Consider the following 19,159-nt stretch of genomic DNA (forward strand, 5'->3'; position numbering starts at 1 on the left):
TGCCGCTGACTGAACGACCCGCGCGCGGCCGACAGAGCGACCCGCGTGCCGCTGACTGAACGACCCGCGCGCGGCCGACAGAGCGACCCGCGTGCCGCCGACAGAGCGGTCCGGACGCGCGCGGGCTGTCCGTGCTGGGGCGTGGAGTGGGCGAGCGCGGCATATTCCGAACGGCCGCGTCCGCCCGCGCCGCCGCGCCGAACCCCTACCGCCGACCCGCCGGGGCCTTCCGCACCGCCTCGATCGCCTTCTCGATCCGCTTGGCCGACACCGGATACGGCGTTCCCAGCTGCTGCGCGAACAGGCTCACCCGCAATTCCTCGATCATCCACCAGATCTCGACCACATCGCGCCCGCCGCGCCGCCCCTCGGGCAGCGCGTCGACCAGCCGGTCGTAGGCCGCATGCACCCGGTCGAGTTCGACCATCCCCTGCCGATCCCGTGCGGCGGCCGCGGGTAGCGCCTCCAGCCGCAGCCGCGCGGCCGCCAGGTAGCGGGGCAGCTCCCGCAGCCGCGCCCTGCCCCATTCCGAGATGAAACCGGGGAACACCAGGTCATCGAGTTGGTGGCGCACATCCTCGGCGGCTTCGCGATCACGGGTGTCGACCAGGGCCGAGCGCACCCGGTGCGCCTCGGCCAGTACCGGCACGACCAGGCGCACGATCCGCGCCACGGCGGTGCCGAACTCCGGACGCACCCGCTCCACGAGTGCCCGGAACTGCTCGGGACCGCGCACCGGACCGCCCGCGGCGGCAATGAGCTCATCGGCGGCGCAGGCGCGGCAGTCCTCCAGCAGCGCATCCAGCGAACCGTACGGATTCTGGCTCAGCGCAAGCCGATCCGCGGGCGGCAGCCCCGCGGTGACCGCACGCGGCGACGTCGGCAGCGCACCGAGCAGCAGAGTGCGCGTACCGACCCGCATGGCCGCGGCCTGTTCGCCCGGTGAGCTGAGCACACGGACCGCCACACCCTCCGGTTCGGCCACCAGGGCCGGATAGCCGGTGATGGTCTGACCCCCCACCTGGCGCTTGACCGAGGTCGGCAGCTCACCGAGCGATTCCGAGGTCCACACCGTGGCGGGTGCGCGTTCGGCGGCGTTATTGGCCCGCGCCACCGACTTCGACACCTGTTCGGCCAGCCCGCGCTTCAGCTCCGCCAGGTTCTTGCCGCGCGCCACGATCGCCCCGGACTGGTCGACCGCGGCGAAGGTCATGCGCAGATGATCGGGCAGGCCCGCCGGATCCAGCTGTCCGGGCGCGATGGTGACCGATCCGAGCCGCGACAGCTCCCGCGCCAGCCCGGTGCGCAGTGGTTCGGCGCGCGGCGTGAGCGTTTCCAGCGCCGCGCGCGCGTAGTCCGGTGCCGGAACCACCATGCGCCGCAACTGCTTCGGCAGCGTCTTGATGAGCGCGGTGACCAGTTCCTCGCGCATGCCCGGCACCAGCCAGTCGAAGCCCACCGCGCGCACGTGCGCCAGCTGGGCCACCGGAATGTGCACGGTGACACCGTCATCGGCCTGGCCGGGTTCGAACTGATAGGTGAGCGGGAAGGTCAGCTCGCCCTGCCGCCAACTGTCCGGGTAGGCGGTCGGATCCAGCAGTGCCGCATCGTCGTTGACGATGGTGGAGGCGGTGAAGTCCAGCAGGTCCGGATTCTTGCGCTGCTCCTTCTTCCACCAGCTGTCGAAATGCCGCACCGACACCACGTCGGCGGGAATCCGCTGGTCGTAGAAGTCGAACAGCACCTGGTCGTCGACCAGGATGTCGCGTCGCCGGGCCCGGTGCTCCAGATCGGCGACATCCTCGAGCAGATCCCGATTGCGTTGGAAGAAGGCGTGTCTGGTTTGCCACTCACCCTGCACCAGGGCATGCCGGATGAACAGCTCGCGGGACAGCTGCTGGTCGATGCGTCCGAAGTCCACCCGCCGCTGCGTCACCAGCGGCACCCCGTAGAGCGTGACGCGCTCATAGGCCATGGCCGCGCCGCGCTTGGACGACCAATGCGGTTCGGAGTAGGTGCGTTTGACCAGGTCCCCGGCCAGGCGCTCGGCCCATTCCGGTTCGATCCGCGCGGCCATGCGGCCCCACAGCCGGGAGGTCTCCACCAGTTCGGCGGCCATCACCCAGCGCGGCGGCTTCTTGGCCAGCGACGAGCCCGGAAAGATCATGAACTTGGCATTGCGGGCACCCAGGAACTCCCGCGACTCCGCTTCGCGCACACCGAGATGCGAGAGCATGCCGGAGAGCAGTGCCTGATGGATCGAGGTGGTGTCCCAGGGCAGCGCGTCGTCGCCGAGCACCGATCGCTCGCTGCGTTCCTCGACCGTCCAGCCGAGCCCGCGGGTGATGGTGCGCAGCTGCCCGTGTAGGTCCTGCCACTCCCGAATGCGCAGGTAATGCAGGAACTCGTCGCGGCACAGCCGCCGGAACTGGTTGGACGACAGTGCTTTCCGCTGATCCGCGAGGTAATCCCAGAGGCGTAGGTAGGCCAGGAAGTCCGAACCCTCCACGGTGAACCGCGCATGTTTGGTGTCGGCCGCCTGCTGATGCTCCACCGGCCGTTCGCGCACATCCTGAATCGACAGCGCCGCGACGATGCGCAGCACTTCGGGCAGGGTGCCGTTGCGGTGCGCCTCCACCAGCATGCGAGCCATGCGCGGATCCACCGGTAGCTGGGACATATCGCGGCCGACCGGGGTCAGCACCAGTCCGGCGTCCGGAATGCCGGGCCGCGCGGCCGATTCGGATTCGGAGCGGCGGCCGAGCGCGCCCAACTCCTCGAGCAGCGCGATGCCGTCGCGGATGGCGCGGCTGTCGGGTGCCTCCACGAACGGGAAGCTCTCGATATCGCCGAGTCCCAGCGCCGTCATCTGGAGAATGACCGCGGCCAGATTGGTGCGCAGGATCTCCGGTTCGGTGAAGGTGGGGCGCGAGCCGAAATCGTCCTCGGAGTACAGGCGGATCGCGATGCCGTCCGCCACGCGGCCGCAGCGGCCGGAGCGCTGCCGCGCCGATGCCTGGGAGATCGGCTCGATGGGCAGTCGCTGCACCTTGGTGCGCATGGAGTACCGCGAGATACGTGCGGTGCCCGGGTCGATGACGTAGCGGATACCGGGCACGGTGAGCGAGGTCTCGGCCACATTGGTGGCCAGCACCACGCGGCGGCCGGTATGCGGCGCGAACACCTTGTGCTGTTCGGCCGCCGAGAGCCGCGCGTACAGCGGCAGGATCTCGGTGCGCGGCAGCTTCAGATCGCGCAACGAGTCGGCGGTATCCCGGATTTCGCGTTCGCCGGACAGGAAGACCAGGATGTCGCCGTCACCCTCGCGCTGGAGTTCGCGCACCGCGTCGGCGATGGCGTCGGTGGGATCGCGGTCCACGATCTCGGTGTCCTCGTCGTCGGGATCGTCCGAGGTGAGCGGAATCTCCAGCGACAGTGGGCGATAGCGGATCTCGACCGGATACGAGCGCCCCGACACCTCGACGATCGGTGCGGGCGTACCCTTCTCGTCCGCGAAATGTCTCGCGAACAGCTCCGGGTCGATGGTGGCCGAGGTGATGACGATCTTGAGGTCGGGCCGCTTGGGCAGCAGCTGCTTCAGATAGCCGAGCAGGAAATCGATATTGAGGCTGCGTTCGTGCGCCTCGTCGATGATGATGGTGTCGTAGCGGCGCAGCAGCCGGTCGCGTTGGATCTCGGCCAGCAGAATGCCGTCGGTCATGAGTTTGACCAGCGTGCGATCCGACGCCTGATCGGTGAAGCGGACCGTGTAGCCCACCGCGTCGCCCAGCTCGGTGTCGAGTTCGGACGCGATGCGCTCGGCCACCGTCCGCGCGGCCAGTCGCCGCGGCTGGGTGTGGCCGATGGTGCCGCGAATGCCGCGGCCCAGCTCCAGGCAGATCTTCGGCAGCTGGGTGGTCTTACCCGAGCCGGTCTCACCGGCCACGATCACGACCTGGTTCTCGGCGATGGCCTTCGCGATATCGTCGCGTCGCGCCGAGACCGGCAGCTGCTCCGGATAGCGGATGGTCGGCACCGCGGCGCGGCGGGCGGCGACGCGCTGGGCGGCGGCGTCGATATCGGCTTCGAGTTGGCTGAGATCGCCGCCGCGGACCTTGTCGAGCCGCCGACGCAAACGGTGTTCGTCGCGGATCGAGAGATCGGCCAGGCGGGAACGAAGCTCGCGGAAGGTGGCGGCGGTCCTGGTCATTGCGTCAACCAGCGTAGCGAAGCCTGTGCCCGGTTTGCGCGGCGGCGGTGGGCGAGCGCCCGGTCAGGGCTAGCCAGGAGATTGCCGTATGAGCGATTCGTCGTCGTTGGCAGGGTCCACTGTGGGACCATTCACCCATGGTGACCAGTTCAGTGACACCAGTGTGGATTCGTCTGGCGCGGATTGCGTTCGGTCTGCTCGGTCTGTTCGGGCTGATCTGGATACCGGCGCAGAATCTGGGTGTGGCCGACTGGTCGATCGCGAACTACTTCAGCTACTTCACCATCCAGTCCAATGTGATCGGCGTGCTCGCCCTGCTGGTCGGCGGCTTCCTCGATCCGCGATCGCACCGCTGGCAGCTGTTCCGCGGCGCGGCCACGCTCTACCTGGTGATCACCGGCGTGGTCTACGCGGTGCTGCTGGCGAATATCGACGTGATGCTCCAGGACAAGTGGCTCAACGACCTGATGCATCGCCTGCTGCCCATCGTCATACTGGTGGATTGGCTGCTGGTGCCCTCCCGGCTGTCCGTCGGTGCGCGCCTGGTGGGGGTGTGGCTGGTGTATCCGGTGCTGTACGGCGTGTACACGCTGGTACGCGGGCCGATCGTGGACTGGTATCCGTATCCGTTCATCGACCCGCGCGGCCAGGGCTACTGGTCGATGGCGTTCGGGCTGGTGATCCTGGTGGTGGTGTTCGCACTGTTGGCCGTGGCGGTGGCGGCGCTGGGCGGCATCCTCGGCGGCTGGATCGGATTGTCGCGCAACCAGGACGGGAAGGCGGTCAGCTCCGACAGCACCGCGTCCGCGCCGTAGTCGCGCAGCGCCTCGGCGCTGTATCCGCCGGTCGCCACGGTGAGGCTGACAGCCCCGGCGGCCCGTGCCGCGTCGACGTCCCCCGGATGGTCGCCGACATACAGCCAGGCCCCGTGCTCCCGCAGCGCGCTCCCCTTCTCCGCGGCCCACAGCCCACCCCGCACCACATCGACCGGCAGCCCCAGGAACTCCACCGTCGCCACGGTGTCCCGGTGATTCTTGGCCGACACCACCATGGTCCGACCACCGCTGGCACGCACTGCCTCGATGGCATCCCGCGCCCCCGGCATGGTCACACTCGCCGGAACCGCGATCCCCGGATACAACTCCCGATACCGCGCCACCATGGCATCGAGTTCCCCGTCCGGAAACCAGTTCGCCAACTCGACCTCCAGCGGCGGCCCCAACCGCGAGGTCACCAACTCGACATCGATGAACACCCCGCTCTCCGCCGCCAACCGCGCATACACGGCCCCGATCCCCGCCCGCGTGTCCGCCAGCGTCATATCCAGATCGAACCCAACCATCATGGTCATGAGGCTAGTAGTTGCAGATTTGTGCCCGAAATCGGGCAGGAAATTGCACCGGAGGGTCGTGGGGTGGCTATGGTGGTCGCCGTGCCCGCTACCGAAGCTCCGCCGCGTGATCTGGTGCGGCATGTCGCCGGGTCCACCGGGTTGCCGCTGGCGGTGGCGGCCCGGGTGGTCGCCGATGTGATCGCTTATTTCGGTGAGACGACCGAGGAGTATGTGCGGCGGCGGCATGCGGAGTTGCGTGGGCGCGGGCGCAAGAACGCGGAGATCTGGGCGGAGTTGGCCGAGGAGCTGGCCAACCGGCCCGTGCGGGCGGGAGAGCTGACCGAACGGCAGCTGCGTCGCATCGTGTACGGCTGAGCGTCCGCGTCCCTGCGAGCTGATATCCCTGTCCGAGATCCGAAGGAAAGAGCGAGCGTATGTGTGGAATCGTCGGCTACGTCGGCCACAAGGCGGCGACACCGATCCTGTTGGAGGGGCTGCGGCGGCTGGAGTACCGCGGCTACGACTCCGCGGGGATCGCGGTGCTGCACCGGGGCCGGATGAAGGTCACCAAGGCCGCCGTGCGCGTCGACGAACTGCGGGACCTGGTCGGGGACGGCGGGCCGGGCACCATCGGCATCGGGCACACCCGCTGGGCCACCCACGGTGAGCCCTCCGAGGCCAACGCCCACCCGCATTTCGACACCGCCAAGCGGATCGCGGTGGTGCACAACGGCATCATCGAGAACGCCGACGTGCTGCGCGCCAAGCTCACCAGCGCCGGGGTGAACTTCGTCTCCGACACCGACACCGAATGCATCGCGCACCTGGTCGCCGCGCGCCTGGACGCCGGTGCGGCGTCCCTGGAGGATGCGGTGCGCGCCGCGCTCACCGAGGTCGACGGCGCGTACGGTCTGGTCGTGCTCGACCTGCGCAGCCCCACCGAACTGGTGGTGGCCCGCAACGGCAGCCCCATCGTGCTCGGCATCGGCGAGGGTGAGATGTACGTGGCCTCCGATGTGGCCGCCCTGGTCCGGCACACCCAGCGCGTGGTGTTCCTCGACGACGGCGAACTGGCCACCGTCACCGCCGACGACTTCCACACCAGCACCCTGCAGGCGGTGCGCACCGCCAAGACGGCCACCACCGTGGCGGTCGATGACGCCGACTACCGCCTGGGCGGGCACGACGACTTCATGCACAAGGAGATGAGCGAGCAGCCCGACGCCATCCGCCGCGCCCTGCTGGGCCGCCTCGACGAGCGCTTCGCCACCTCCCGCCTCGACGGCCTGCGCCTGGACGCCCGCGAGCTGCGGGCGATCCGGCGGGTGAAGTTCCTCGGCTGCGGTTCGGCCTACTACGCCGGTCAGCTGGGCGCGAGCCTGGTGGAGGAGCTGTCGCGGCTGCCCGCGGACGCCGAACCCGCCTCGGAGTTCCGCTACCGCAATCCGGTGGTCGAACACGACACCCTGTACGTCGCGGTCAGCCAGTCCGGGGAAACCGCCGACACCCTCGCCGCGGTGCAGGAACTCAAGCGCAAGGGCGGCCAGGTGATCGGCGTGGTCAACGGTGTCGGCAGCGCCATCGCCCGCGAATGCGGCCGCGGTGTCTTCCTGCACGCCGGTCCGGAGGTCTCGGTGGCCTCCACCAAGGCCGTCACCAATATGAGCGTCTGCTTCGCCCTGCTGGCCACCCTGCTCGGCCGGGTGCGCGACCTCGGTGTCGCCGACGGCTCCCGCATCGTCTCGGCGCTGAGCGAACTGCCCGACCGGGTGTCCGAGGTGCTGGCCATGGACGCCGAGATCGCCAGTGTCGCAGAGCAGTTCAAGGACGCCACCCGCATGTTCTTCATCGGCCGGGTGCGCTGCTGGCCGGTGGCCCGCGAGGGCGCGCAGAAGCTCAAGGAGATCTCCTACGTCCACGCCGAGGCATATCAGGCCTCCGAGCTCAAGCACGGCCCGCTGGCCCTGATCGACCCGGATATGCCGTCGGTGGTGCTGGTTCCGGACGACGAACTGCTCACCAAGAACATCGCCACCATCGAGCAGATCAAGGCCCGCGGCGGCCCGGTCATCGCCGTCACCAACGCCGATCTCCCGGATGGCTTGGCGGACGCGGTGATTCGCGCCCCGCGCACCACCCGTGAACTCGACCCCATCCTGCTCACGGTGCCGTTGCAGCTGTTCGCCTACCACCTGGCCCGCGCCCTGGGCCGCGATATCGACAAGCCGCGCAACCTCGCCAAGAGCGTGACCGTGGAATAGCCGGGTCAGCGCAGGGCCAGCGCCAGGAAGAAGTCGACGCGGTCCTCGAGCCGGGACAGATCGCGCTGGGTGAGTTCCTCGATGCGCTGGATGCGGTAGCGCAGCGTATTCACGTGCACGTGCAGCACCTCCGAACAGCGGGCCCACGAACCCGACAGCTCGAGGAAGGTCTCCAGCGTGTTCACCAGATCGGCGCGATTGTCCTTGTCGTAGTTGATGAGCGGGTCCAGCAGCCGGACGCGGAACATGCGGCGCACCTCGTCCGGCACGCTGGCCAGCAGCAGCATGTGGGTAGCCAGTTCGTCGTGGCGCACCACGCTGGTCGGCTGCGGGCGTTCGGCGGCCATGCGGCGGGCGTAGCGCGCCTCCTCGATCGCGCCGCGCAGGCCCTCGCCCTCCACCGCGCCGCTGATGCCGACCGACAGCCGACTGCCCTGGAGTCCGGGGCCGAGCGCTTCCACGGCGCGGTGGATGCGGTCGTCGAGCGAGGTGTCGCCGCCGAGGGCCACCAGCACGATCGCCTCGCCGTCGACCACCCCGGCGGCGGGGCTGCGGTCGTGCAGGATCTCCCGCAGCAGCGCGCGCAGTTCGCGCGGGCGCACCGCCCCGGAGTCGGCGGTGGCGGCCACCGCGAGGTACCGGTCGGAGAGTGCGAGCCCGGTGAGTTCCAGCCGCGACACGATGTCGGCCGTCTTGGCGTCGGAGACGATGAGTTCGATGAGCTCCTGCGCGAGGCGCCCCTCGGAGCTCTGCCGGTCGTCCAGCCGCGCCCGTTCCAGCGACACCACGGCGGCCAGTTCCCCGATCAGGGTGCGGCGCTCCTCGTGCCAGTCCTTGTAGTCGCCCGCGAAGACCAGGAACCAGTCGGCGACCCGCGAGGTGCCGTCGGGGTCCACGGCGAACAGTGAATAGCGGCTGCCGTCGACGGTCGACACGTGCGGCAGTCGCCGGGCGGCCAGGAAGGCGGTGCGCAGCGCGGCGGGCGGTGGTGCGGCGGGTCCGGCGATCACCCGCCCGGTGGACGACACCACCCAGCACGGCATGCCCAGATTGCGTTCCACGAGTTCCAGCACCGAATCCAGGCCCTCGCCCGAGACCAGGCGGCGGTGCCGGTCCAGGATGGCCGACAGGTCGGCGGCGCGGCCGGTGGACAGATGCCGGTTGACCTGTTCGGTGACCGTGGCGAAGGCGATGTGTTCGGGCACCCGGAACAGCGGGATGCGGTGCTGTTCGCAGGCCGCGACCAGATCGGCGGGCACCTCGCCGTAGAGCGCGTCCCCGGCGGCCAGTCCCGCCACCTTGGCACGCGCCAGCGCCGAGACGAACGCCTCGCTGTCGGCGGGTTCGCGCCACCACTGCAGGCCGGTGAGCACCAGTTCGCCGCCGGAGAGATATCGGCTCGGGTCGAGCATGTCGGTGGTGACGACCCAGCGCACGAACCGTTCCAACTCGCCCTCGCCGGTGACGAGTCGCAGGCCGAGATCCGTCATGGCCAGCAGGGAATGCAACCGCATGATTGCCGAGGCTAACAGCCAGTGACATCGAGGTTACGGAACTTGGATGTATCTACAAACCGACCGCTGTGAAGCAGGCCACATCTTCGGAGATCTCGTCCCTGCCGCTGGTCACGGCCGCCCTGTGTACTTACCGGCGTAGCTGGTCAAGGGATGGAGGTCGGATGTCGAGTCGCCTGGAATGGCTCGGTTCACTGCCCCTCGAGGAGGCCGAAGCACAGCTGCTCAGCTGCTGTGCCTCCCGGCAGTGGGTGCGCAAGATGGTGGCCAACCGGCCCTACGCCGACGAGGCGAGTCTGCTCGCCGCCGCGGTGGACGGGGTGCGGGAACTCGCGTGGTCCGATGTGGAGGAGGCGCTGTCGGCGCATCCGCGCATCGGGGAGCGGGCCGAGGCCGCCCATCGCGACGGCATGTCCGCCGAGGACGCGCGGCGCGAGGCGCAATGGTCGCGGCAGGAGCAGTCCGACGCCGCCACCGCCGACGACGCCGTCAAGGCCGAACTGGTCGCCCGCAATCTGGCCTACGAGCAGCGTTTCGGCCACGTCTTCCTGATCCGCGCCACCGGCCGCGGCGTGACCGAGATCCTGACCGCCCTGCACCGACGGCTGCACAACTCGGTCGAGGAGGAGCGCGTCGAGGTGCGCGCCGAACTCGCCGACATCACCGTCCTGCGTATCCGAAAACTGTTGGGGCTGCTGTGAGTCTGTCCACCCACGTACTCGACGCGGCCACCGGCCGCCCGGCGGCGGGACTGCCGGTGCGACTGGAAGCCGCCGACGGGACGGTGCTCGCCGAGCACCGCACCGACGCCGACGGCCGGATCAAGGATCTGCCCGCGCCCGGTGCCGGGACGCATCGGCTGGTCTTCGACACCGGCGATATCAGTCCGTTCTATCCGTCGGTGACCATCGCTTTCACGGTCACCGACCCGGCGGAGCACTATCACGTGCCCCTGCTGCTCAGTCCGTACTCCTTCTCCACCTATCGAGGTAGCTGAACAATGTCGATCACGCTCGGTCCCAACCGATACGGCAAGGCGGAAACGCGCGTCGTCCGGGTCACCAAGAACGGCAACAAGCACGATCTGCGCGATCTGAACGTCAGCGTGGCGCTGTCCGGCGACATGGAGGACGTGCACCTGACCGGCGACAACGGCGCGGTGCTGCCGACCGACACCCAGAAGAACACCGTCTTCGCCTTCGCCAAGCAGTACGGCATCGCCTCGCCGGAGGAGTTCGGCCTGCGTCTGGCCCGGCATTTCGTGGACTCCCAGCCCACCATCGACCACGCCCGGGTGGAGATCGAGGAGTACGCCTGGGAGCGGAATGTGGTGGGGCTCAACGCCCATCCGCACTCGTTCGTGCGCTCGGGCCGCGAAACCCGCACCGCCCGTATTCATTACGACGGCAACAAGGCGTGGGTGGTGTCGGGCCTGAAGGATCTGACCGTGCTGAACTCCACCGGCTCGGAGTTCCACGGCTACATCCGCGACCAGTACACCACCCTGCGCGAGACCCGCGACCGCGTGCTGGCCACCGAGGTGGAAGCGCAATGGCGGCACTCCGGTGACACCGCCGAGTGGGACAAGTCCTACGAGATCGTGCGCCGCTGCCTGCTGCAGGCGTTCGCCGACACCCACAGCCTGTCGTTGCAGCAGACGCTGTACGCCATGGGGGAGCGGGTGCTGGAAACCGTCTCCGACATCGTGGAAGTCAAGCTGGCACTGCCCAACAAGCATCACTTCGAGGTGGATCTGACCCCGTTCGGCCAGGTCAACGACAATGAGGTGTTCTGGGCCGCGGATCGTCCGTACGGTCTCATCGAGGGCACGGTGGTGCGCTCGGTCCCTACCGCCGGTCCCGCCTGGGATTGAGGGTAATAGCGGCGCAATGGATCTCCTACGTCCTGAGGATCGGTACGCGACACCATGAGCACACTGATCATCGAAAACGCTTACATCGCACCGGTCGTGGGCGATGAGATCCCGAACGGCCACCTGATCGTCGACGGTGGCCGCATCCGAAGCCTCGGCGCCGGACCGGCGCCGACGGTGGTGGGCGCGCAACGCCTCTCCGCCACCGGCTGCCTGGTGACCCCGGGCCTGGTGAACACCCACCACCATCTCTACCAATGGGCCACCCAGGGCCTGTTCCAGGACGCGACGCTGTTCGAATGGCTGACCGGCCTGTACCGCACCTGGGCGCGGATGGACGCCGACGTCGTGTACGGCGCGGCCACCGCGGCGCTGAGCTGGCTGGCGCTGACCGGCTGCACCACCTCCAGCGATCACCACTACCTGTTCCCGAAGGGGCGCGGCGATCTCTTCGCCGCGGAGGTGCGCGCCGCGCAGGAGGTGGGGCTGCGCTTCCACCCGTGTCGCGGTTCCATGGATCGCGGGCGGTCCGACGGCGGCCTGCCGCCCGACGAGGTGGTCGAGAGTCGTGACGACATCCTGGCCAGCACGGCCGAAATCATCGACACGTACCACGATCCGTCCTTCGACTCCATGCTGCGGGTGGCCGTGGCCCCGTGCTCACCGTTCTCGGTGACCGAGGGCCTCATGCTCGACGCCGCCGCGCTGGCCCGCACCAAGGGTGTGCGGCTGCACACCCATCTCGCCGAGACCCTCGACGAGGAGCAGCACTGCCGCGAGCAGATGGGTTGCTCCCCGGTCGAATACATGGCGAAGCTGGGCTGGCTCGGCGACGACGTGTGGTTCGCCCACGCCGTGCACCTGCACGACGCCGATATCCGCCGCTTCGCCGAGACGGGCACCGGCACGGCGCACTGCCCGAGCTCCAATGCCCGGCTCGGCGCGGGTATCGCGCGGGTGAGCGAACTGCTCGCCGCCGGCGCGCCGGTCGGACTCGGCGTGGACGGCGCCGCCTCCAGCGAACTCACCTCCCTGGCCGGAGAGATGCGCCAGGCCATGCTGTTCCAGCGCGCCGTGCACGGTCCCACCGCGCTCACCGCCCGCCAGGCTCTCGAGCTCGGCACCCTCGGCGGTGCGCGCAATCTGGGCCGCCAGCGCGAGATCGGTTCACTGGAGCCCGGCAAGCTCGCCGATATCGCCGTCTGGCGGGTGGACGGCTTCCGGGCCGCGGTCGAGGATCCGGTGTGCGCGCTGGTGTTCGGCCCCACCCCGCCGCTGGCGCGGCTGCTGGTCGGCGGCCGCACCGTGGTCGAGAACGACGAATTGCGCACGCTGCCACACGACATGGTCGGCCACGCCGGGGTCCTGGCCCGGCAACGGCTGCTGCGACAGCAGTCCCGATGAACCCCCACACCCGACGACCCCACCCGAGCGCACGGAAGGAAACACAGGCCACCGGAGCCTTACTCCGGAGCAGTTGATCAACAGGGGCAGACCGCATTCCACGCGGTAGAGACCCCACAACAGCAACGACCGCATCCTCGGTCCGACGCATTCGGGTCGGACCGCAGGTCGGCTATGCCCTGAGGAGGGCAGCCATGACCCAGATCCAGTCCCCGTCCGGCCGATCACAGCCGGATACCGTCGCCGTCCGGTCCCCACTCGACCGGTTCTTCAAACTGAGCGAACGGCGGACCACCGTTTCCCGCGAAATCCGCGGCGGCATCACCACATTCGTGGCGATGGCCTATGTCATCCTGCTGGTTCCGCTGATTCTCGGCGGCGTCACCGATATCAACGGCGACAAGCTCAGCATCCCCCAGCTGACCACCGCCACGGCGCTCGCCGCCGGGCTCTCCACCGTGCTCATGGGACTGGTCGGCAATGTGCCGCTCGCCCTGGCCGCGGGCCTGGGCCTGGTGCCGGTGGTGGCCTACCAGGCTGCCCCGCACATGACCTGGCCGCAGGCCATGGGACTGGTGGTGCTCATGGGTGCGGTGATCGTGGTGCTGGCCGCCACCGGCCTGCGCACTATGATCATCAACGCGATTCCGCTGGCGCTCAAGAACGCCATCGGCGTGGGCATCGGCATGTTCATCGCCATGATCGGCCTGGTGTCCTCCGGGGTGGTGGGCAATGGCGCGGCGGGCGGACCGCCGGTCACGCTCGGCGTGGACGGACATCTCGAGGGCTGGCCGGTGGTGGTGTTCGCGGTCGGACTGCTGCTCATGCTGGCGCTGTTCGCCCGCAAGGTGCCCGGCGCCATGCTGATCAGCATCGCCGTGGCGACGGTACTCGCGATCATCATCAACTCGGTGGCCACCATCGACCCGCTGGCCTGGGGCACCGTCGTTCCGGAAGCGCCCGAATCCTTGTTCGCCGCACCGGATTTCGGCCTCATGTTCAATGTCGACCTGTTCGGCGGCTTCGCCGAGGCGGGTGCGCTGGTCGCCAGCGTGGTGCTGTTCACCCTGGTGCTGACCGGCTTCTTCGACGCCATGGGCACCGTCTTCGGCGTCTGCGACGAGGCCGGACTGCTGGACGAGAAGGGCAGCATGCCCGGCTTCGGCAAGATCCTGACCACCGACGGCGTCGCGCAGATCATCGGCGGGGCCACCGGCGGCGCGGGCAGCACGGTGTACGTGGAATCCGCTACGGGCGTCGGTGAGGGGGCCCGTACCGGACTCACGAGTGTGGTCACCGGTGGACTGTTCTGCGCGGCCATCTTCTTCACGCCGCTGGCGGCGGTGGTGCCGATTCAGGCCGCCGCGCCCGCCCTGGTGCTGGTGGGCGCGCTCATGATGACCCAGGCCCGCAAGATCGACTGGTCGGACCTGGAAGTGGCCATCCCGGCCTTCGTGACCATCGTGCTCATGCCGTTCACCTACTCCATCACCAATGGCGTCGGTGCCGGCCTGATCGCCTACGTGGTGATCAAGGCGGCGCGCGGCAAGTTCGGGGAGATCCACGGGCTGGTGTGGATCGTGAGCGCGGTCTTCGCCGCCTACTTCGCCATCTCCGGTATCGAACTCGTCCTGGGTGGTTAGTGTTTCACCGCAGGTCGGCCGCCAACGCGCGGCCGACCTGCGCGAGCAGTGGCACCGCCCGCGCCACCAGCTCATCGCTCATCCGCCCGGCCGGTCCGGAGATCGAGATGGCCAGTCGTGCGGGGGCTTCGGGCACCGCGACGGCGACGCAGCGCACTCCCACCTCCTGCTCTCCGTCGTCCATGGCATAACCGTTCTCGGCGGCGCGCTGCAACTGCCGCGTGAATTCCCTGGCATCGGTGACGGTGTGGTCGGTGTAGCGCGGCATGCCGGTGCGCTGCAACAGCTCTCGCACCCGCTCCGGCGGCATTCCGGCCAGAATGGCCTTGCCCACCGCGGTGCAGTGCGGCAGCACCCGGCGGCCCACCTCGGTGAACATGCGCACCGAATGCCGCGAGGGCACCTGGGCGACGTAGACGATCCGATCCCCGTCCAGCATGGCCATATTGGCCGATTCCCCGAGTTCGTCAACCAGCCGCGCCAGATGCGGTCGCGCCTGCGAGCTGAGCATGCGTGCCGAACTCTCGCCCAGTTTGATCAGCTTCGGCCCCAGCACGTACTGCCGCGACGGATCCTGGTGCAGATACCCCAGATCGACGAGGGTGCGCACCAGCCGGTGGATCGTGGGTAGCGGCAGGCCGGAAGCCTCGGCCAACTGCGACAGTCCCATCATGCCGCCCTGGTCGGCCATGGTCTCCAGCAGGCCGAACGCCCGCTCCACCGACTGCACGCCGCCGGAGCGCCCGCTGGTTGAATTCGCCACTGAACCGCCTCGTCGAAGTTTCCGGATGGCGGAAGTTTACCGGGGGAGTGGTGGCGGTAGCCTGAGGGCCATGCGGCTGCGCGCGGAGTTCACCACCGAACCCTTCCACGGCGAAGGGCAGCCGCCGCCGCATGCCACCGAAACCCTCGATGTCCTGCAAAGTGCCGGTCTGGCTTGTGAATTCGGCCCCCTGGGCACGTCGGTATCGGGTTCCGACGAGGCCCTGCTGCCCGCGCTGCGCGATATGCTCGCCGCCGCCTTCGCACATGGTGCGACCCGGGTGACCCTGCAGGTCGAGCGTGTCGATGAGTGAGCGCGCGGCGCTGGACACGAGCCATCCGGTGCTGGTGACGGTGGCCCCACTGCTGGAACGGGTCGGGGGCAGGTTGGTGCCGCCGGAGGAGTGCGCCCCCGATGACGTCCCGCTGGTGTGGGAGGGCGCGACCCTCGCCGGGGTGCGACTGGCCGCACCGGGCGCGGAGACCGATCAGGGCATCAACCGTCTGCTCAGCGATGTTGCGGCCGAATTCGGTGGGCGGCTGGACGATCTGCCGCGCGATGAGAAGCAGCGGGCGGTGCGGTTGCTCGAGGAGCGGGGCGCGTTCAGCTATCGCAAATCCGCCGAGAAGGTCGCCGAGGCGCTGGGCGTCACCCGGTTCACCGTCTACAACTATCTCAACCGCACCCGGTCCTGACCTGGTCGGAGTGTCCTGAATCCCGCTGCACAGCAGCGGGATTCGTCGTTCTCCGGGTAATTGCGCCGGGCCTGGGCGCAGACTGTCACCACCGAACTTCAACAAACTGTTGACGGCAGAGCGTGACCCGTGCCACTATTTCGTTAGTCGGAATTAAACTTCCGCAATACGAGAAAGTGCAGCTCATGGTCGTGCTCGACGAGTTCAACAGTATGGAGGCCGCCTGGCTGCGCCCGGCCCTGCTCGACTGCTGCGATGTGCCCGAATGGGCCGACGCGCTGCTCGACGCCCGGCCCTACCCGGACCTCGACAGCCTGCTGGGTACCGCCGAACAACTGGCCGGAGCGCTGCGCCCCGAGGCGGTGGAGCGCGCGCTCGCCGCCCACCCGCGCATCGGCGAGCGCGCTCCCGGCTCCGGCCGCGGCGCCTCCTGGTCCCGCGAGGAGCAGTCCCGCATCGATGCCGACGTGGAGACCGCCGCCGCCCTGCATTCGGCGAACCGCCTGTACGAGAAGCGCTTCGGCCGCGTCTTCCTCATCTGCGCCACCGGTCTGACCAGCTCCGAGGTACTCGCGGCCCTGCTGTTGCGGCTGGGCAACGACCCGGAGACCGAGGCCGCGGTGGTGGCGGTGGAGTTGCGCAAGATCGCGCTGCTGCGCCTGCGCCGGGTGGTGGTGCCCGCATGAGCGCCGTCACCACCCATGTCCTCGACACCGCCCTGGGGCGGCCCGCCGTCGGCGTGCCCGTGCGGCTGGAACGTGTCGACGGCGATACCCCCGAAGTGCTCGCCATCGCGGTCACCGACGCCGACGGCCGCATTCGCGATTTCGGGCTCGACCGGCTGGACCCCGGCGGCTACCGGCTGGTCTTCGGGGTCGCCTACTACGCCGCGACCACCGGGCAGGACTACTTCCTCTCCGCCGTCGACATCACCTTCACCCCCGCCGACAGCGGCCACCACCATGTGCCGCTGCTGCTGAGCCCCTTCGCCTGTTCCGTCTACAGAGGGAGTTGATCACCGTGGCCATTCAGCTGGGCCCCAACCAATACGGGAAGGCCGAGAACCGGATCGTGCGCGTCTACCGCGACACCGACCGGCACCGGATCCGCGACCTCAACGTCTCCACCTCCCTGCGGGGCAGGTTCGACGACGCGCACATCACCGGCGACCAGAAGGATGTGCTGCCGACCGACACTCAGAAGAACACCGCCTTCGCCTTCGCCAAGGAGAAGGGGGTGGAGGCGGTCGAGGACTTCGCGCTGGTACTGGCCGACCACTTCATCTCCCGCACCCCCGGTGCGGACGGGGCGCGCATCGAGATCGAGGAGTACGCCTGGAACCGCATACCGGTGGACGGCGCGGAGCACGATCACGCTTTCGTGCGCGGCAGCTCCGAGGTGCGCACCACCGTGGTCAATATGGACGGCTACGGCCCGGACCGGTGCACCCACGTGGTGTCCGGGCTGCGGGATCTGGTGCTGTTCAAGTCCACGGGGTCGGAATTCCACGGCTTCTTCGAGGACAAGTACACCACCCTGCGGCCCACCAAGGACCGCGTCATGGCCACCTCGCTGGTGGCCCGGTGGCGCTACGACCACCTGGACGTGAACTGGGACAAATCCTTCGACGCCATCCGTTCGATTCTGCTGCGGCAGTTCGCGGCGGTGCACTCGCTCGCTCTGCAGCAGACGCTCTACAGCATGGGACGCGCTGTGCTGGAACAGCTTCCGGAGGTCGCCGAGATCAAGTTCTCCGCGCCCAACAAGCACCACTTCCTGGTGGACCTGAGCCCGTTCCACGTGGAGAACCCGGGTGAGGTGTTCATCGCCGCCGATCGCCCCTACGGGCTGATCGAGGCGAGCGTGCACCGCGACGACGCCTCCGATCCCGGGGCCGCCTGGTTCGCCGTACCCGGATTCTGTTGAGGAAGTGATGCTTTCGTGAAACTCTTCAACAAGAACCGTACTGCGGGTCCCGAGGACGAGACCTATCCGCCGCTGGCAACTCTCGCCTACGGCACCCAGCACATCCTGACCATGTACGGCGGGGTGATCGCGCCGCCGCTCATCGTGGGCGGTGCTGCCGGGCTGTCGCCGGGGGAGATGGCGCTGCTGGTCACCGCGGGCCTGTTCGTGTCCGGACTGGCCACCATGCTCCAGGCGCTGGGCATCGGTCCGGTCGGCAGCCGATTGCCCATCGTGCAGGGCGTGTCGTTCGTGAGCGTCTCCACCATGGTGGCCATCTCCGAGAGCGGCGGTCTGAGCGCGGTCTACGGATCCATCATCGTGGCCGGTGTGATCGGCCTGGTGCTGTCGTCGGTGTTCGCGCATCTGGTGCGCCTCTTCCCGGCGGTGGTGACCGGCACCATCATCACGGTGATCGGGCTGTCGCTGCTGCCGGTCGCACTGCGCTGGGCGATGGGCGGTGATCCGGGACAACCCGACTACGGGTCTATGTCCAATATCGGTTTCGCGGGCCTGACCCTGCTGGTGATCCTGGTGATCAGCCGGGTCTTCCAGGGCGCGATATCGCGGCTGTCGATCCTCATCGGCCTGGTGCTGGGCACCGTGGTGGCCGTGGTCCTCGGTCGCGCCGACTTCTCCGACGTCGGCGACAGCCCGCTGGTGGCCCTGCCGCCGCTGTTCCCGTTCGGCCCGCCGACCTTCGAGGTCGGGGCCATCGTGGCCATGACCATCGTGATCCTGGTGATCATGACCGAGGCGACCGCGGACATCCTCGCCATCGGCGAGATCCTCGACACCGAGGTCGACACCAAACGGGTGGCGGCCGGATTGCGCGCCGATATGGCCTCCTCGGCCTTCGCGCCGCTGTTCGGCAGCTTCCCGTGCAGCGCCTTCGCTCAGAATGTGGGGCTGGTGGCGCTGACCGGCATCAAGAGCCGGTTCGTGGTCGCCACCGGCGGCTTGGTGCTCATGCTGTTGGGCCTGGTGCCCGTCATCGGCGCGGTGGTGGCCGCCATCCCGGACGCGGTGCTGGGCGGTGCCGCCGTGGTGCTGTTCGGTTCCGTTGCGGCCAGCGGCATTCGGATGCTGGCGCGGGTGCGCTACGAGGACAACCTGAACATGGTGATCGTGGCCGTATCGCTCGCCTTCGGCGTGATACCCATTGCGGCCCCGACATTCTGGGACTCATTCCCGGAATGGATCGGTGTGGTGATGCACTCCGGCATCAGCGCCACCGCCATCGTCGCCGTCCTGCTCAATCTCCTGTTCAACGAGATCACCATCGGCAATCGCTCGGGCGCGTCCGTATTCGCCGCCGCGGCGGATGAACGCGACGGATTCGGCGAGCGAATCGACGACGACATCCGGGACTGAACGCCCGGCTGGACGAATCTACGAAAACAGCCCCGAATCGATTCGGATGTTTGGTGCTCATCGGCCTATCGCGGGCGGTGTGACTCCGGACATACTTTCGGTCATCGGGGGAGGAAGGAATCAC

Annotated in this window: 17 protein-coding genes and 1 pseudogene; 14 read left to right on the forward strand and 4 right to left on the reverse strand. The window is 68.6% G+C overall.

Annotated elements, in window-relative coordinates:
• Nucleotides 1-205 precede the first annotated feature (205 nt).
• Nucleotides 206-4,210 (reverse strand): ATP-dependent RNA helicase HrpA, encoded by a 4,005-nt coding sequence (hrpA, locus tag QJS31_RS36360; protein ID WP_282780171.1) that lies wholly within the window; start codon nucleotides 4,208-4,210, stop codon nucleotides 206-208.
• Nucleotides 4,211-4,347: 137 nt separating this feature from the next.
• On the opposite strand from hrpA, the gene QJS31_RS36365 reads away from it, so the two are divergent.
• Nucleotides 4,348-5,025 carry a Pr6Pr family membrane protein gene (locus QJS31_RS36365; protein ID WP_282780174.1) on the forward strand — a complete coding sequence of 226 codons (678 nt, stop codon included), beginning with the start codon at nucleotides 4,348-4,350 and terminating at the stop codon, nucleotides 5,023-5,025.
• A 26-nt stretch (nucleotides 5,026-5,051) separates the two neighbouring features.
• Here the strand turns inward: QJS31_RS36365 and QJS31_RS36370 are convergent.
• Nucleotides 5,052-5,684 (reverse strand): annotated as a pseudogene (locus QJS31_RS36370) (HAD family hydrolase); the annotation flags it as partial.
• On the opposite strand from QJS31_RS36370, the gene QJS31_RS36375 reads away from it, so the two are divergent.
• Both QJS31_RS36375 and glmS read left to right on the forward strand, forming a co-directional pair.
• Nucleotides 5,643-5,918: a hypothetical protein gene (locus QJS31_RS36375; protein WP_282780176.1), complete on the forward strand. Its 276-nt coding sequence runs from the start codon at nucleotides 5,643-5,645 to the stop codon at nucleotides 5,916-5,918. The pseudogene QJS31_RS36370 and the gene QJS31_RS36375 sit on opposite strands and share 42 nt — an antisense overlap.
• A 59-nt stretch (nucleotides 5,919-5,977) precedes the next feature.
• A complete protein-coding gene (glmS, locus tag QJS31_RS36380; protein WP_306358923.1) occupies nucleotides 5,978-7,804 on the forward strand; it encodes a glutamine--fructose-6-phosphate transaminase (isomerizing) in 1,827 nt (608 codons plus the stop codon).
• Nucleotides 7,805-7,809: 5 nt separating this feature from the next.
• On the opposite strand, the gene QJS31_RS36385 is transcribed toward glmS, so the two are convergent.
• Nucleotides 7,810-9,318 (reverse strand): PucR family transcriptional regulator, encoded by a 1,509-nt coding sequence (locus QJS31_RS36385; RefSeq protein ID WP_282780180.1) that lies wholly within the window; start codon nucleotides 9,316-9,318, stop codon nucleotides 7,810-7,812.
• A 164-nt stretch (nucleotides 9,319-9,482) separates the two neighbouring features.
• Here QJS31_RS36385 and uraD (QJS31_RS36390) point away from each other — a divergent pair, with 164 nt between their 5' ends.
• From uraD (QJS31_RS36390) to QJS31_RS36410, 5 genes are all read left to right on the forward strand, one after another.
• On the forward strand, nucleotides 9,483-10,019 hold the full coding sequence (gene uraD, locus QJS31_RS36390; protein ID WP_282780182.1) for a 2-oxo-4-hydroxy-4-carboxy-5-ureidoimidazoline decarboxylase: 537 nt from the start codon (nucleotides 9,483-9,485) through the stop codon (nucleotides 10,017-10,019).
• Nucleotides 10,016-10,315: a hydroxyisourate hydrolase gene (uraH, locus tag QJS31_RS36395; protein WP_029932908.1), complete on the forward strand. Its 300-nt coding sequence runs from the start codon at nucleotides 10,016-10,018 to the stop codon at nucleotides 10,313-10,315. The genes uraD (QJS31_RS36390) and uraH (QJS31_RS36395) overlap by 4 nt, the downstream gene beginning before the upstream one ends.
• Nucleotides 10,316-10,318: 3 nt before the next feature.
• Entirely contained in the window at nucleotides 10,319-11,191 is an 873-nt protein-coding gene (pucL, locus tag QJS31_RS36400) for a factor-independent urate hydroxylase (RefSeq protein ID WP_029932907.1), read from the forward strand.
• 54 nt (nucleotides 11,192-11,245) lie between these two features.
• Nucleotides 11,246-12,595, forward strand: a complete 1,350-nt coding sequence (locus QJS31_RS36405; RefSeq protein ID WP_306358924.1) for an 8-oxoguanine deaminase — start codon at nucleotides 11,246-11,248, stop codon at nucleotides 12,593-12,595.
• A 194-nt stretch (nucleotides 12,596-12,789) separates the two neighbouring features.
• The gene (locus QJS31_RS36410; RefSeq protein WP_306358925.1) at nucleotides 12,790-14,238 is read left to right on the forward strand and encodes an NCS2 family permease; all 1,449 of its coding nucleotides are present in this window, start codon (nucleotides 12,790-12,792) and stop codon (nucleotides 14,236-14,238) included.
• A gap of 4 nt (nucleotides 14,239-14,242) precedes the next feature.
• Here QJS31_RS36410 and QJS31_RS36415 read toward each other — a convergent pair whose 3' ends face one another.
• The gene (locus QJS31_RS36415; protein ID WP_282780188.1) at nucleotides 14,243-15,001 is read right to left on the reverse strand and encodes an IclR family transcriptional regulator; all 759 of its coding nucleotides are present in this window, start codon (nucleotides 14,999-15,001) and stop codon (nucleotides 14,243-14,245) included.
• A gap of 70 nt (nucleotides 15,002-15,071) precedes the next feature.
• On the opposite strand from QJS31_RS36415, the gene QJS31_RS36420 reads away from it, so the two are divergent.
• The 6 genes from QJS31_RS36420 to QJS31_RS36445 all read left to right on the forward strand — a co-directional run bounded on the left by QJS31_RS36420 (nucleotide 15,072) and on the right by QJS31_RS36445 (nucleotide 19,035).
• Entirely contained in the window at nucleotides 15,072-15,314 is a 243-nt protein-coding gene (locus tag QJS31_RS36420; protein ID WP_282780190.1) for a thiamine-binding protein, read from the forward strand.
• Nucleotides 15,307-15,696, forward strand: coding sequence for a helix-turn-helix domain-containing protein (locus QJS31_RS36425; protein ID WP_306358926.1), 390 nt, complete (start codon nucleotides 15,307-15,309; stop codon nucleotides 15,694-15,696). The genes QJS31_RS36420 and QJS31_RS36425 overlap by 8 nt, the downstream gene beginning before the upstream one ends.
• A 185-nt stretch (nucleotides 15,697-15,881) precedes the next feature.
• Nucleotides 15,882-16,382: a 2-oxo-4-hydroxy-4-carboxy-5-ureidoimidazoline decarboxylase gene (uraD, locus tag QJS31_RS36430; protein ID WP_143981825.1), complete on the forward strand. Its 501-nt coding sequence runs from the start codon at nucleotides 15,882-15,884 to the stop codon at nucleotides 16,380-16,382.
• On the forward strand, nucleotides 16,379-16,711 hold the full coding sequence (gene uraH / locus QJS31_RS36435) for a hydroxyisourate hydrolase (protein WP_306358927.1): 333 nt from the start codon (nucleotides 16,379-16,381) through the stop codon (nucleotides 16,709-16,711). Before uraD (QJS31_RS36430) ends, uraH (QJS31_RS36435) begins: the two co-directional genes overlap by 4 nt.
• 5 nt (nucleotides 16,712-16,716) lie before the next feature.
• Nucleotides 16,717-17,622, forward strand: a complete 906-nt coding sequence (pucL, locus tag QJS31_RS36440) for a factor-independent urate hydroxylase (RefSeq protein ID WP_306358928.1) — start codon at nucleotides 16,717-16,719, stop codon at nucleotides 17,620-17,622.
• A 15-nt stretch (nucleotides 17,623-17,637) separates the two neighbouring features.
• Nucleotides 17,638-19,035 (forward strand): nucleobase:cation symporter-2 family protein, encoded by a 1,398-nt coding sequence (locus QJS31_RS36445; RefSeq protein WP_306358929.1) that lies wholly within the window; start codon nucleotides 17,638-17,640, stop codon nucleotides 19,033-19,035.
• Nucleotides 19,036-19,159: the final 124 nt, after the last annotated feature.

Source organism: Nocardia sp. CC213A, assembly GCF_030766805.1.
Classification (GTDB): Bacteria; Actinomycetota; Actinomycetes; order Mycobacteriales; family Mycobacteriaceae; genus Nocardia; species Nocardia otitidiscaviarum.

Excerpts from the sequence above, each read along its gene's own strand:
- QJS31_RS36385 (WP_282780180.1), bottom strand. The coding sequence starts at position 9,318 with ATGCGGTTGCATTCCCTGCTGGCCATGACGGATCTCGGCCTGCGACTC.
- QJS31_RS36405 (WP_306358924.1), top strand. The coding sequence starts at position 11,246 with ATGAGCACACTGATCATCGAAAACGCTTACATCGCACCGGTCGTGGGC.
- uraH (WP_306358927.1), top strand. The coding sequence starts at position 16,379 with ATGAGCGCCGTCACCACCCATGTCCTCGACACCGCCCTGGGGCGGCCC.
- QJS31_RS36410 (WP_306358925.1), top strand. The coding sequence starts at position 12,790 with ATGACCCAGATCCAGTCCCCGTCCGGCCGATCACAGCCGGATACCGTC.
- QJS31_RS36365 (WP_282780174.1), top strand. The coding sequence starts at position 4,348 with ATGGTGACCAGTTCAGTGACACCAGTGTGGATTCGTCTGGCGCGGATT.
- hrpA (WP_282780171.1), bottom strand. The coding sequence starts at position 4,210 with ATGACCAGGACCGCCGCCACCTTCCGCGAGCTTCGTTCCCGCCTGGCC.
- QJS31_RS36420 (WP_282780190.1), top strand. The coding sequence starts at position 15,072 with ATGCGGCTGCGCGCGGAGTTCACCACCGAACCCTTCCACGGCGAAGGG.
- QJS31_RS36425 (WP_306358926.1), top strand. The coding sequence starts at position 15,307 with ATGAGTGAGCGCGCGGCGCTGGACACGAGCCATCCGGTGCTGGTGACG.
- uraD (WP_282780182.1), top strand. The coding sequence starts at position 9,483 with ATGTCGAGTCGCCTGGAATGGCTCGGTTCACTGCCCCTCGAGGAGGCC.
- pucL (WP_029932907.1), top strand. The coding sequence starts at position 10,319 with ATGTCGATCACGCTCGGTCCCAACCGATACGGCAAGGCGGAAACGCGC.
- glmS (WP_306358923.1), top strand. The coding sequence starts at position 5,978 with ATGTGTGGAATCGTCGGCTACGTCGGCCACAAGGCGGCGACACCGATC.
- uraD (WP_143981825.1), top strand. The coding sequence starts at position 15,882 with ATGGTCGTGCTCGACGAGTTCAACAGTATGGAGGCCGCCTGGCTGCGC.